Here is a 12,098-nt window from a genome sequence, read left to right on the forward strand (position 1 = left end):
GGCGCATGTTCGCGGTGCTGGCGTTGCACTGGCAGGTCAACGTGATCAAGCCGGCGGGCTTCTTCGGCGGGATGCTCGCCGGGCCGGTGCGGGAAAGCGGCGTCGTCGCCCGCGCGGCGGCCTTCCACACGGACGCCGAGCGAGCCGGCGCGCCGGTGTTCTACACGCGGTTCACCGTCCCCGATGGCGAGGGGCAACTGGTCCGGAACACCGCGTTCATGACCGCCGTCGCGCAGGCGCAGGAGTCGTTCCGCCCGGACGCGCCCGGGGCACAGCTCATCGGCGAGATGCCCGGTGAGCGGGTGTTCGACAACCAGAAGCTCTCCGGCCTGGCCGGGAACGACCTGTTCGAGACCTTGACGAAGCACGGGGTCGACACCGTGTTCGTCACCGGCGTGGCCACGAACCTGACCGTCGAGCAGACCGCCCGGCACGGCACCGACCTCGGCCTGCGCGTGCACCCCGTGAGCGACTGCGTGACCGCCGCGACGCCCGAGATCCACCAGGCGTCACTGGCAAACCTCGAGCTGGCGACGGCCGGGTGCGTCACGGCGGAGGAGGCGCTGGCGTTGATCGGCGGACGGGAACGGTGACTGCGTCGAGCGTTCAGGCGACGATGCGCAGCGGGTTCTCCAGCAGCCCGGTCAGCTGCTGCAGGAAAACCGCCCCGGTGGCGCCGTCGATGGCGCGGTGGTCGGCCGACAGGGTGAGCCGGAGGATTTTGCGTTCGATCACCTCGCCGTCGATGAGCCGCAGCTCCGGTGTGGCCGCGCCGACGGCGAGGATCGCCGCCTCCGGCGGGTTGATCACGGCGGCGAACTGCTCGATCCCGAACATGCCGAGGTTCGACACGGTGAAGGTGCCGCCGGACATCTCGTCGGCGCGCAGCTTGCCGTCGCGGGCGCGTTCGGCCTTCTCCCGGGACTCCACGGCGATCTCCGACACGGCCTTGCGGTCGGTGTCGCGGATGACGGGGACGACCAGGCCGGCCGGCACCGCCACCGCGACACCGACGTGGACTCCGTTGTGCCGCAACAGTTTGTCCCCGGCGAAGGAGACGTTCACGGCCGGGTTGGCGCGCAGGGTGATCGCGACGGCCCGCAGCAGCAGGTCGTTCACGCTCACCTTCGCCCCACCCGCGGACTGCACGGCGTCGTTCACCGTGCCGCGGAACGCCAGCAGCTCGGTCACGTCCACGGCGGCCGTCAGGTAGAAGTGCGGCGCGTCCCGTTTGCTCTCGGTCAGCCGCTTCGCCGCCACGCGCTGGATGGACGTGAGCGGGACTTCCTCGTAGTCACCCGCGGCGACCTGGACGGGCGCGGGAGCGGGAGCCGATTCGACGTCGCGCCGGATGATCCGCCCGCCTGGACCGCTGCCGGTCACCTGGGCGAGATCCACGCCCTGCTCCCGCGCGATCTTGCGCGCCAGCGGCGAAGCCTTGGGCCGGTCCGGCGCGGCAGCGGGAGCAGCGGCCGCGATGGGAGCAGGAGTGGGTTCCGAAGCCTTGCCACTGCCGTCCCCCACGACGGCGATCGGCGTGCCGATGGCGACCTTCTCGCCCTCCTTCGCCAGGACGCGCTCCAGCACGCCCTCGTCGTAGGCCTCCAGTTCCATGATGGCCTTGTCGGTCTCGATTTCGGCGAGCACTTCGCCTGGGGAAACCTTGTCGCCGGCCTGTTTGCGCCAGGCGACGATGACGCCCTCCTCCATGGTGTCGGAGAGCCGGGGCATGGTGATCTCGGGCATTCGGTGTCCTGGGTTCTCAGCGCTTGCCGACGGCGGCCAGTGTTTCGGCCACCGCGGCGTGGAGCGAATCGGCGGAGGGGAGTGCTGCCTGTTCCAGCGGTTTGGCATACGGCAGCGGCACTTCGGCGGCGGCGACCCGGCGCACCGGCGCGTCGAGGTGGTCGAACGCACCGTCCGAAATGGACGCCGCGATCTCGGCGCCGATCCCGTAGGTGAGCCAGTCGTCCTCGGCGACCACTGCGCAGCCGGTCTTGCGCACGGACGTGATCAGCGTTTCCCGGTCCAGCGGCCGCAGGCTGCGCAAATCGATCACCTCGGCGGAGACGCCTTCGCCGGCCAGCCGCTCGGCGACCTGCGTGGCCACCGCCGCCATCCGGGAGTACCCGATGATCGTGATGTCGCTGCCCTCGCGGGTGACCGCGGCCTTGCCGATCTCGGCGGGCGCCAGGTCCTCGGGCACTTCGCCCTTGGTGTTGTAGAGCGCGAGGTTTTCCAGGAACAGCACGGGATCGTCGTCCCGGATCGCGGCCAGCAGCAGCGCCCGCGCATCGGCCGGCGTGCTCGGCGCGACCACCTTGAGCCCGGGCACGAACGCGTAGTACAGCTCGATGTTCTGCGAATGCGTGGCACCCAGCTGCTGCCCGCCGCCGCCCGGGGTCCGGATCACCATCGGCACGCTGGTCTGCCCGCCGAACATGCCGTAGATCTTCGCCGCGTGGTTGACGATCTGGTCCAGCGCCAGCAGTGAGAAGTTGATGGTCATGAGCTCCACGACCGGGCGCAGGCCGAGCATCGCCGCGCCGACCGCGGCGCCGACGAACCCCTCCTCGGCGATCGGGGTGTCGCGCACGCGCTTCTCCCCGAACTCGGCCAGCAGCCCCGCGGTGATCTTGTAAGACCCCTCGAAGACGCCGATTTCCTCCCCGATCAGGAAGATTTCGTCGTCCCGCTGCATTTCCTCGCGCAGGGTGCTGCGCAGTGCTTCGCGATAGGTGATGACGGGCACGATTGTCCTTTGTGGTCAGAACACCGGGTCGGCCGGCAGGCGGCGGGATTCGCCGGGGACCGGCGTGGCGTAGGTGTAGTCGAACAGGGTCGACGGGTCCGGATGCGGGCTGGCGTCGGCGAAGGCCACCGCGGCGTCGGCCTCTTCCTTCGCGGACCGTTCCAGCTCGGCCGCGCCGTCCTCGTCCAGCACCCCGCCTTCGAGCAGGGTGTTCTTGAAGCGCGCCAACGGATCCGCGGCCTGCGCGGCCGCCACCTCGTCGGCGGTGCGGTACTTCGCGGGGTCGACGACGGAATGCCCCTTGAGCCGGGGGCTCGTCGTCTCCAGCAGCGCGGGTTTGCCCTCCCGGCGGGCACCTTCGATGAGCCTCGACGCCACCTCGCGCACCGCGAGCACGTCTGTGCCGTCCACCCGTTCACCGACCATTCGGTAGGCCGACGCGCGTTTGTACAGCTCGGGTTCCGCCGAGGAGCGCTCGACCGTCGTGCCCATCCCGAGGTTGTTGTTGATCACCACGAACAGCACCGGCAACCGCCACAGCGCCGCGAGGTTGAGCGACTCGTGGAAGGCGCCGATGTTCGTGGTGCCGTCGCCCAGCTGGCAGACCACGACCTCGTCCCCGCCGCGGTAGTCGATGGCGAGCGCGGCGCCGACCGCCAGCGGCAGCTGCCCGCCGACGATCCCGTAGCCGCCGAGCAGCCGGGACTTCGTGTCGAACATGTGCATCGAACCGCCCCAGCCCTTGGAGGTGCCGGTGGTGCGGCCGTACAGCTCGGCCATCACACGGCCCGGCTCGATGCCCTTCGCGATCGCGTAACCGTGCTCGCGGTAGTTGGTGAACAGGTAGTCGGCCGGGCGCATCGCGGCGAGCAGACCGACGGCGGTGGCCTCCTCGCCGAGGTTCAGATGGCAGTAGCCGCCGATCTTCGCCTGGGTGTAGCCCTGTGCGGCACGCTCCTCGAACCGGCGGATCAGCACCATCTGGCGGTAGTAGCCGCGCAGGGTCTCGACATCTTCGACCGCCTTCGCAGTCCGTTCGGCTGTTGCGGTCACTTTGCGGATCCTTTCGGCGGGACGTGCACGGGCAGGCCCAGCGCGGTCAGCGCGGCCTCCATGCCGGACTCGCCCAGGGTCGGATGGGCGTGGATGGTGTCCGCCAGCTCGTCGAGCGTGGCCTCCAGCGTGATCGCCAGCGCGCCTTCGGTGATCAGGTCGCTGGCGGACGGGCCGAAGATGTGCACGCCCAGCACTTCGCCGTGGCGTTCACCCGCGACGATCTTCACGAAGCCTTCGGTGTCACCGAAAGTCCGCGCGCGGCCGAGTGCGGAAAAGGGGAACTTCGCCGTGACGACGTCGTGCCCGGCGGTGCGGGCCGCGGCTTCGGACAGCCCGACGCTCGCGATTTCGGGATGCGTGAACGTGGCCGCCGGAACCACCGTGTAGTCGATCCGCGCGTCGTGCCCGGCGATCACGTCGGCCGCGGTGATTCCCTGGTGTGAAGCGACATGCGCGAGCAGCGCCTTGCCGGTCACGTCGCCGATCGCGTGCACTCCTGCGACGTTGGTGCGCAGCCGGTCGTCCACGACGACGAAACCGCGCTCGTCGGTGGCCACGCCGGCGGCGTCAAGGCCGAGCGCTGCCGTGTTGGGCCTGCGGCCCACGCCGACCAGAACGACGTCGGCGTCCAGTTCGCGGCCGCCCACCTGCACGCGGAGGCCCTCGCTGATGCCGGTGACCGTGGCACCGGTGAGCACCGTGATCCCGCGCTGAGTGAAGGAACGGCCCAGTGCGGCGCCGATTTCGGCGTCCTCGGCGGGCACCAGCCGGTCCTGCATCTCGACGACGGTCACCTCGCTGCCGAAGGCGTTGAACAGGCTCGCCCATTCGGCGCCGACCGCACTGCCGCCGATGATCACGATCCGCCTCGGGACCTTCGTCAGCCCGAAGGCGCCGTCGGAGGTGAGCACGCCGGGAAGGTCACCGCCGGGGACCGGCAGCCGCGCCGGGGTGGATCCGGTGGCGATGACGAAACTCTTCGCTCTCGCCGAATCCACGCGTGCCGCGGGTTCCGCCGCATAGCGCGGGCCGTCCGGCGCGATGGGTGACGGCCCGGCCTCGTGAATGTCCACTGTGGCCGGTCCGGTGAACCTGGCGTGGCCCTCGATGACGGTCACGCCGTTGGCCTTGAGCAGTCCGGCGACCCCGTCGGTCAGCGTTTTGACGATGCCGTCCTTGCGCTGGCGGATCGCCGGGTAGTCGAAGCCGACGTTGTCGGCCAGCACCCCGTATTCGGCGGCCGCCCGGACGGTCTGGAACACCTCGGCCGAGCGCAGCATTGCCTTCGTGGGTATGCACCCCCAGTTCAGGCACACCCCGCCGGGGCGCTCCTTCTCCACCAGCCCCACGGAGAGCCCGCGTTGGGCAGCGCGGATGGCCGCCACATAGCCGCCGGGACCACCGCCGAGCACCAGAAGATCGAATTCGCGCACGACGCCGTGCTCCTCACCTCAGGAGAACCTGTTGGGCGCACAGGGTTTTCCCGCACACCGACAGCACGAGTCTGGTACCCGGCGCCGGTTCGGACCATGCTCGGCGGCCCAACGTTGAGCGGTCTCGATTGGGCGGAGCGCCCAATCAGGGCAGTTCGAGGGCCGCGAGGGAGAGGGAGAGCTCGACGTGGTCGCGATGCCCGTCGAGTGAGCGGCCGAGCAGCGAGGTGATGCGCTGCAACCGGTTCAGCACGGTGTTGCGGTGACAGTGCAGCCGGGCCGCGGCGTGTGCGGCCGAGCGGTTTTCGTCCAGCCACACGGCGAGCGTCTGCAGCAGCGTGTCCCGTTCGCGCTCGGGCAAGGCGAGGATGGCGCCGAGTGTCCGGTCGACGAGGCGGCGGGAGAGCTCGGGGGAGCGGGCGAGCAGCGCCTCGGGATAGCGCTCGTCCAGGGAGACCAGCTGTTTCGTGTCCTCGGGCACCGTCGCGAGCGCGATCAGCGCGAACGCGTGCCCCTTGCCGGCCTCGGCGAGCCCGGACATCGCGGGGGAGGCGGCGGCCGCGCCGCGCACCAACGTGCGCAGCCGGTCCAGTGCCTCGGCGGGTTCGCGGTGTTCCAGCGCGACGAGGCCCACGACGTTGTCGATCCGGGTGTGCCACAGCGAGCGGATGCCGAAGGCGTCGAGCGCCGTCTGCGGCCCGGCGAGCGCCGAAACCCCCTCGGCCGTCACCCGCGCGACGACCACCAGGTACGGCCCGGCCGCCGGCAGGTTCAGCTCACGTGCCGCCCGGTCGGCGAAGCGCACGTCGCCCGCCCGGCTGCCGAGCAGGTCCTCCACCAGCGCCAGCCGCCGTTGTTCGTCCCGGCGCACCCGCTCCAGCTCGCTGTTGCGGTAGGAGGTGGACAGCGCGGAGGACAGCCCGTCGATCACCGTCCAGGTGGCTGTGCCCGCATCGAGTACCGCGTCCGGCGGCACGCCTTTGCCGTGCGCCTGTTCGAGCAACGCCTCCCACACGATCCGGCCGCCGAGCCGGAACGTGCGCAGCATCACCTCCAGTGGCACCCCCTGCACCGCCCGGTGCCGCGCGATCGCCGCGACCACCTCGTCCTCGGGCTCCGGTCCGGCCACCTTGCCGGACAGCACCTCCAGCACGCGGGTCAGGTACGCGCGGCAGCCCTCGTGCAGATCGTCGCGCGGCACGCTCGCGTAGTCCGTCCACTCGGGATTGTCCGTGAAAATGGCCGCGAGCAGGCGTTCGGTCAGGATCTCGACATCGGTGAGCCAGGCCTGGGCGAGCCGCCGGGTGCCCGGCGAGGACGACGCGGGTACGTGCACAGCGATTCAGGCTACCTTCGCGAAATGCCTACTCGTGGTCGTAGTGGCAGACGGCCTCCAGCATGAAGCCGTGCGGGTCGAGGCAAGAACGGGCGAAGTACGGCGGCGGGTACTCGGGGAACTCCCGCGGCGGACGGACGATCGCCGACCGAGATCGCGTGCCCTGTCATGCACCGCGTGCACGGCCGACCGTGTGTTCACCATGAGCGCGAGGTGCTGCAGCCCGGGCTGGTGCCGAGAGTGCGCGGCGGCTTCCCGCGCCTGGTAGCAGAACAGGTAGGTGCCGGGCTTGCCGTCGGCGGGCCGATACGCGAACTGGTCCTCGGCGGCCAGGAACCGCTCGAAGCCGACCAGTGGCATCAGTTCGTCGTAGCACGCCTTGGCGGTCGTCAGGTCGGCCAAGCTGAGCCCCAGGTGACCGAGCATGCGCTTACCTCCAGGTTTCGGCCGACTCCTCGACGGCCAGCAGCCTCGTCAGCAGTTCGTCCCCGGTGCCGAACAGTCGCTGTTGGACCTCGATCGCCACCGGCAGCGCGTCGCGCAGCACGGCGACACCCGTCGCGGTCACGCGCACGTGCTTGGTCCGGACGTCGGTCGTGCTGCGCGGCCTCGTGACCATGCCCTTGCCTTCGAGCGCCTTGAGCATGTGCGAGACCTGCATGGGGTGGATGTCGCCGAAGCGCGCCAGCGCGGCCTGGGTCACCGGCTCCCCGGCCCGGCCCAGCCAGGCCGCCATCGTCAGGGTGGTGAACTGCAGGTGGGTGAGGTCGAGCGGGGCGAGCGCGTGGTCGATCTCACGCACGTACCGGTGGAGCACCCGCCACAGCACGAAACCGACGGCCTTCTCCGGCGCGCCCAGCGACGCGGTGGCGAACAGCCTGCTCAGCTCGCGGGCATCGGCATCCATGGAACCGGAGTCTAGCGAACAAACCATAAACGCGTTTACGATAGTCGGCATGAAACTGAAAATCGGTTGTCACCCCTACGACGTCGCGCGCCCGCTGTTCGACGGCACCGTCCGGATCGCGGGGGCGGACGCGGAGTTCTCCGGCGCCGCCCTGGTTTCGGACATCTTCGAGCAGATGATGCGAGCGCGGGCGTTCGACGTCGCCGAGCTGGGGATGTCTTTCTACCTGCGCACACTCGACCTCGACGACCCGCCGTTCATCGCCATTCCGGTGTTCCCCAACCGCCAGTTCCGGCACTCGTCGATCTTCGTCAACACCGGCAGCGGGATCACCGGACCCGCCGACCTCGCCGGCAAGGTGGTCGGCGAGTTCGCGATGTACGGGCACGACGCCGGTGTTGTCGCGAAAGGAATCCTGTCCGACGAATACGGTGTACGGCCCGAGGAGAGCAGCTGGGTCATCGGCGGATTCGACTGGCCGATGGCGCCATTCGAGTTCGTCCCGCAGATCCATCCCGACGGCGTCGCCGTCACGCGCGCGCCGGAAGGCAAGGCGCTCGGCCCGATGCTCGAAGCGGGCGAGATCGACGCGATGATCTCCGCCGACGTGCCGCGCTGCGTGCTGGACGGTTCGCCGCGGGTGGCGCGGCTGTTTCCGGACTATGGCCCGATCGAGCGCAAGCACTACCGCCGCACCGGCATCTTCCCGATGATGCACACCGTGGTGGTCCGCCGCGAACTCGCCGCGCGGGAGCCGGCGCTGGTCGAGGCGGTGTACCGGGCTTTCGGCGCGGCGCGCGATGCCGCGATGGACCAGTACCGGCAGCGGCGGGCCTTCAACCACATGGAGACGAACGTGCCGTGGTTCGGCGAACTGTTCGAGCGCGATCTCGAACTGTTCCCGGACGGCCTGTGGCCCTACGGGATCGCGGCCAACCGGCCGTCCATCGACGCCTTCCTGCGCTGGCATTTCGAGCAGGGCCTGTCGAAACGCCGGCTCGCCCCGGAGGACGTCTTCCTGCCGGAACTGCTGAACACCTGAGCGGGCACGCCGGAAAACGTTCTGGCAAGCCGGATCCGGACGTCGTCGGCACCAGGTCAGAACTCGTCGGCGTTCGCCAGTTCCCGTTCGAACGCGTCCGCCTTCGCGGCCACCGAAAGCATCGGGTGCTCGAACTCGGTCCGGATGTCCACCGACGTCAGCGGCACGGTGTGCTTGAGCAGCGCGACCCCCTCCACCACGGCCGCGCCCCCGACGCTGTCGGAACCGGCGAGGTCGAGCAGCCGCCGCAGGTCGATCTTGTCGGCCCAGCCGACCGGCGAGGAGATCTCCGCCCACTCCGCGCCGTCCCGCTCGGGCAGGTGGTGCACCGTGACCTGCTGGCTTCGCTCGCCCTCGGTGCCGAGCCGGAAGCGCACCCAGTGCTCGCGCTCCTCCAGCACCTCGTACCGCACGCGCACGTAGTTGATCACGTCGGACCAGATGGTCACGTCTGCCCTGCCTTCCGTCCAATGGGGCGCCCGGCCGCCAGCCTACTGTGCCGTTCGTGACCAATCGGGCATCCTGGTGGCGAGACGCGCGGGAGGAAACATACCCGGTACTTCGGCCAATCCACGGTTCGCCAGGGCGTATGTGCGGATGAGCGAGGTCGCCGACGAACGCGGCGTCGCCGAGCACCGTGACCGGTTGCTGCGCGGGCTCACCGGCCGCGTCCTGGAGGTGGGCGCCGGCAACGGGCGCAACTTCGCGTACTATCCGCCGGCGGTCGGGGAAGTGGTCGCCGTCGAGCCCGACGCGATCCTGCGCGAGCACGCCGAGCGCGCGGCCACCGCGGCCGTCCGGGTGGTGGACGGTGACGCCGGCCGGCTCCCGGGAGGGGCCGGTGAGTTCGACGCCGTCGTGTACTCGCTCGTGTTGTGCTCGGTGCCGGACGTGCCCGCGGCATTGGCGGAGGCGTGGCGGGTGCTGCGCCCTGGCGGGGAGGTGCGGTTCTACGAGCACGTGCGCTCGGCCTGCGTCGGCGGCTTGGTCCAAGACCTGATCACGCCGTTGTGGGCCCAGCTGGGCGGCGGCTGCCATCCCAACCGGGACACCGAGCGGGCCTTGCGCGAGGCCGGGTTCGACGTGCGCAGCGAGCGGTTCGTGTTCCGGCCGCAGCCGCTGATCCCGAAGACGGCGCACATCCTCGGCGTCGCGCGGAAACGGCCTGACTCAGGTGGTGGCGAGCAGGAAGTCCTCGCCGCTGGAGGGACGGAGCCCGTCGGCCCGGTCGCCGAAATACCGTTCGCCCAAGGCTGTTCCGGCTACGTGCCGGGCCTGGGCGAACCCGGCCTCGTCGGCCAGCGCCAGCATTTCCGCCGGCGGGTAGAAACTGACGAACGGCGTGCCGGACGCCCGCGCGCCGGTCTGGCTCGTCCGCAACCCTGGGCGGTCGGCGTGGTCGAGAAGTTCCGGCGGCAGCAGGAAAGTCATGGCGACGGTGGAGCCCGGGGCCAGGCCGGCGAGCTGCCTCAGCGTGGCGGCGGTGGTCTCCTTCGACAGATACATGCTGACCCCGGTGGACGCCACGAACGCGGGCCGGCCGGCGTCGAACCCGGCCGCGATCAGCCTTTCCCACCAGGACTCGCCGGTTTCGAAATCGACCGGCACCAGCGTCGGCACCGGAAGGCCGAGTTCGAGCAAGCGCCGGTGTTTCCAGGCCTGCGTGCCGGGCTGGTCGATCTCGAACACCCGCAACCGCGCGGCGATTTCCGGCCTGCGCTGGGCGAAAGTGTCCAGTCCCGCACCGAGGATGACGTACTGACCGACGCCGTTCTGTTCCGTGACCAGGTCCTCGACGAACCGCGCCCGCGCCACGATCGCCGCGCGAAACCCCTTGGTGGCTTCCGGATCCATGTCCGGGCGCTGCCGCCAACCGTCTTCGGGCGCGGCGATGCGCAACCCGACCTCGTCCTCGAACACGTGCGGCGCCGCGTCGACGTCGAGGTGCATCGCGCGCCAGAGTGCGGTGCGGATCGCCGTGTTGTCGGGCGCCTCAGTCATGCTTGGCCGCCTGCAGGGTCCACAGCCGTCCGTCGGGATCGCGGACTGTCATTTCCCTGGTGCCGTAATGGGTTTCCTCGAACGGTGTGACGACCTCGAGCGAGGAATCGGGCTCGAAAGTCGCCGGAACCTGCAGCACGACCCGGCTCTGTGGCGCACGGTCCTCGGGAATCTCGGCGATGAACACGTACGCTCCATCGCCGCTCGAGAGCTGCCCGGAGTTGTGATCGGTCTCGAACTCCAGCTCGAAACCCAGATCTTGGAAGAACCTCGCGGCCGTGCCCCAGTTGTGGGTCTCCAGGAATACCGCTTCGACGCTCATTTCGGGTCCCCTTCCTGCTGATCGAGGTAGGCGCGCAGCGCTTCGGCGACCAGCGCCGAGAGGGACGAGCCCGTCTCGATGGCGTGGTGCTTGACCTGCTTGATCAACCCGATCGGCAGGTACACGTTGAACTGCTTGACGTCGTCATCGCCCACGCAAGGATGCTAGCAATCTAGCTCACTAGCGCGCAAGCGACAGGTGCACCCGACACTGGTGTGAGGTTGGAAAATCCCGTGGTGGACACGGAAACGGATCTCCGGGTGGGCATCGCTCTCGACGCGGCGGGCTGGCATCCCGCGGCTTGGCGGCTGTCAGCAGTGGCTCGCGCCGGGCAGAGTCGTGTGGCGTCCGCAGGTGTCCGGCCGGCCGCCGCGGTGACCCCCGGTGACCGGTCACCGGCGCGGACGTCGGGGCGCTGCGGCAGATCGAGGCGCTCACCCCGGACGCCGCGCCGACGGAGGTGTACGCCCGACATCGCGGTGATCCCCCAAGATCTGGACCGCATCATCGACGATTTCCTGCCGTTGCCGCCTACGTCGCCCGCTGCGGAATCGAGCCCTGGTGAGGAGCGGCCGCGCGGGTTACGGTGAGTGTGCTGGTGATACGCCGGGCCGGCGGGAATGCCGGCCGGTGTGGCAGTGGATGCCATGGCGCTCTGGACCCTGGTGTTTGGACATCCGCGATCTGACGACGGAGATTGCGATGCCGGGAACCGACGTCGGGGGAAACGGCGTGACCAATGGTGTTGGACGGCGAGTCTGTGCCCTTTGCGGGCAGCGGGTCGACTCCGGGACGGGCTTGACGCTGCTGGTGCCGGACTCCTCGGCACTGGCCGCGGGTCTTGACGGCCTGGACGGTGAACGCCTGGTCACCGCCTGCGGGAACGACCACGCCGCGGAGTTGGTGGCGCAGGCGCGTGTCGCGTGGGTGAAAGAACAGCGGTGGTTCGGGCGGCTCTGCCGCGCCAGTGTCGAACCGGGTATGCGTGACTCCTCCTTGCCCGGGTTGCGCGATCGCGCGCGGTTGTCGGCACAGCAGCTGCAGGCGGCGCTGCGCTGGAATGCCGGCCGCACGGACCCGCGGACGGTCCTGCCCGGCGGCCAGCCGCTGCCGTCCGGTGATTTCCGGCCGGACGGGAACGGGACTCGCCCGCGATGACGCGGGGAAATGTCCGACGTGGACTGTGCGGGCTGGGGTGAGCGGCGCGGGGGGAGCGCCTGCCAGACTGTCGTGGATGCCCGCCGGTGAA

Annotated in this window: 14 protein-coding genes and 1 pseudogene; 4 read left to right on the forward strand and 11 right to left on the reverse strand. The window is 70.0% G+C overall.

The window, feature by feature from the left end; genetic code table 11:
- The first annotated feature begins 5 nt into the window (after window positions 1–5).
- Window positions 6–593: a cysteine hydrolase gene (locus VHD82_RS04800; protein WP_325697372.1), complete on the forward strand. Its 588-nt coding sequence runs from the start codon at window positions 6–8 to the stop codon at window positions 591–593.
- A 13-nt stretch (window positions 594–606) separates the two neighbouring features.
- Here the strand turns inward: VHD82_RS04800 and VHD82_RS04805 are convergent, their stop codons facing one another.
- The 7 genes from VHD82_RS04805 to VHD82_RS04835 form a co-directional block, all read right to left on the reverse strand.
- Window positions 607–1,746, reverse strand: a complete 1,140-nt coding sequence (locus VHD82_RS04805) for a dihydrolipoamide acetyltransferase family protein (protein WP_325697374.1) — start codon at window positions 1,744–1,746, stop codon at window positions 607–609.
- Window positions 1,747–1,762: 16 nt separating this feature from the next.
- Window positions 1,763–2,752, reverse strand: a complete 990-nt coding sequence (locus VHD82_RS04810; RefSeq protein WP_325697376.1) for an alpha-ketoacid dehydrogenase subunit beta — start codon at window positions 2,750–2,752, stop codon at window positions 1,763–1,765.
- Window positions 2,753–2,767: 15 nt separating this feature from the next.
- Entirely contained in the window at window positions 2,768–3,805 is a 1,038-nt protein-coding gene (pdhA, locus tag VHD82_RS04815; RefSeq protein WP_325697378.1) for a pyruvate dehydrogenase (acetyl-transferring) E1 component subunit alpha, read from the reverse strand.
- The gene (gene lpdA, locus VHD82_RS04820; protein WP_325697380.1) at window positions 3,802–5,241 is read right to left on the reverse strand and encodes a dihydrolipoyl dehydrogenase; all 1,440 of its coding nucleotides are present in this window, start codon (window positions 5,239–5,241) and stop codon (window positions 3,802–3,804) included. The genes pdhA and lpdA overlap by 4 nt, the downstream gene beginning before the upstream one ends.
- A gap of 145 nt (window positions 5,242–5,386) precedes the next feature.
- A complete protein-coding gene (locus VHD82_RS04825; RefSeq protein ID WP_325697382.1) occupies window positions 5,387–6,577 on the reverse strand; it encodes a helix-turn-helix domain-containing protein in 1,191 nt (396 codons plus the stop codon).
- A gap of 6 nt (window positions 6,578–6,583) precedes the next feature.
- On the reverse strand, window positions 6,584–7,003 hold the full coding sequence (locus VHD82_RS04830; RefSeq protein WP_325697383.1) for a hypothetical protein: 420 nt from the start codon (window positions 7,001–7,003) through the stop codon (window positions 6,584–6,586).
- 4 nt (window positions 7,004–7,007) lie between these two features.
- Window positions 7,008–7,484 (reverse strand): MarR family winged helix-turn-helix transcriptional regulator, encoded by a 477-nt coding sequence (locus VHD82_RS04835; protein ID WP_325697384.1) that lies wholly within the window; start codon window positions 7,482–7,484, stop codon window positions 7,008–7,010.
- 49 nt (window positions 7,485–7,533) lie between these two features.
- Between VHD82_RS04835 and VHD82_RS04840 the strand changes: the two genes are divergently transcribed.
- Window positions 7,534–8,526: a 4,5-dihydroxyphthalate decarboxylase gene (locus VHD82_RS04840; protein WP_325697385.1), complete on the forward strand. Its 993-nt coding sequence runs from the start codon at window positions 7,534–7,536 to the stop codon at window positions 8,524–8,526.
- Window positions 8,527–8,582: 56 nt separating this feature from the next.
- On the opposite strand, the gene VHD82_RS04845 is transcribed toward VHD82_RS04840, so the two are convergent.
- Entirely contained in the window at window positions 8,583–8,975 is a 393-nt protein-coding gene (locus VHD82_RS04845; protein ID WP_325697386.1) for a hypothetical protein, read from the reverse strand.
- A 148-nt stretch (window positions 8,976–9,123) separates the two neighbouring features.
- Between VHD82_RS04845 and VHD82_RS36740 the strand changes: the two are divergent.
- Window positions 9,124–9,606, forward strand: a pseudogene (locus VHD82_RS36740) (class I SAM-dependent methyltransferase); the annotation flags it as partial.
- A gap of 90 nt (window positions 9,607–9,696) precedes the next feature.
- Here the strand turns inward: VHD82_RS36740 and VHD82_RS04850 are convergent.
- From VHD82_RS04850 to VHD82_RS04860, 3 genes are read right to left on the reverse strand one after another with little or no spacing between them, the layout of a single operon-like run.
- Complete coding sequence (locus tag VHD82_RS04850; RefSeq protein WP_325697387.1) at window positions 9,697–10,527, reverse strand: class I SAM-dependent methyltransferase; 831 nt, start codon at window positions 10,525–10,527, stop codon at window positions 9,697–9,699.
- A complete protein-coding gene (locus VHD82_RS04855; protein WP_325697388.1) occupies window positions 10,520–10,849 on the reverse strand; it encodes a VOC family protein in 330 nt (109 codons plus the stop codon). Before VHD82_RS04855 ends, VHD82_RS04850 begins: the two co-directional genes overlap by 8 nt.
- Window positions 10,846–11,004 (reverse strand): CopG family transcriptional regulator, encoded by a 159-nt coding sequence (locus VHD82_RS04860; RefSeq protein WP_325697390.1) that lies wholly within the window; start codon window positions 11,002–11,004, stop codon window positions 10,846–10,848. The genes VHD82_RS04855 and VHD82_RS04860 overlap by 4 nt, the downstream gene beginning before the upstream one ends.
- Window positions 11,005–11,581: 577 nt before the next feature.
- Between VHD82_RS04860 and VHD82_RS04865 the strand changes: the two genes are divergently transcribed.
- Window positions 11,582–12,007 carry a hypothetical protein gene (locus tag VHD82_RS04865; protein WP_325697392.1) on the forward strand — a complete coding sequence of 142 codons (426 nt, stop codon included), beginning with the start codon at window positions 11,582–11,584 and terminating at the stop codon, window positions 12,005–12,007.
- Window positions 12,008–12,098 lie beyond the last annotated feature (91 nt).

This window comes from Amycolatopsis sp., from assembly GCF_035546795.1.
In the GTDB taxonomy this organism is placed as follows: domain Bacteria; phylum Actinomycetota; class Actinomycetes; order Mycobacteriales; family Pseudonocardiaceae; genus Amycolatopsis_E.

Excerpts from the sequence above, each read along its gene's own strand:
- VHD82_RS04800 (WP_325697372.1), top strand. The coding sequence starts at position 6 with ATGTTCGCGGTGCTGGCGTTGCACTGGCAGGTCAACGTGATCAAGCCG.
- VHD82_RS04835 (WP_325697384.1), bottom strand. The coding sequence starts at position 7,484 with ATGGATGCCGATGCCCGCGAGCTGAGCAGGCTGTTCGCCACCGCGTCG.
- VHD82_RS04840 (WP_325697385.1), top strand. The coding sequence starts at position 7,534 with ATGAAACTGAAAATCGGTTGTCACCCCTACGACGTCGCGCGCCCGCTG.
- VHD82_RS04855 (WP_325697388.1), bottom strand. The coding sequence starts at position 10,849 with ATGAGCGTCGAAGCGGTATTCCTGGAGACCCACAACTGGGGCACGGCC.
- VHD82_RS04805 (WP_325697374.1), bottom strand. The coding sequence starts at position 1,746 with ATGCCCGAGATCACCATGCCCCGGCTCTCCGACACCATGGAGGAGGGC.
- VHD82_RS04830 (WP_325697383.1), bottom strand. The coding sequence starts at position 7,003 with ATGCTCGGTCACCTGGGGCTCAGCTTGGCCGACCTGACGACCGCCAAG.
- VHD82_RS04850 (WP_325697387.1), bottom strand. The coding sequence starts at position 10,527 with ATGACTGAGGCGCCCGACAACACGGCGATCCGCACCGCACTCTGGCGC.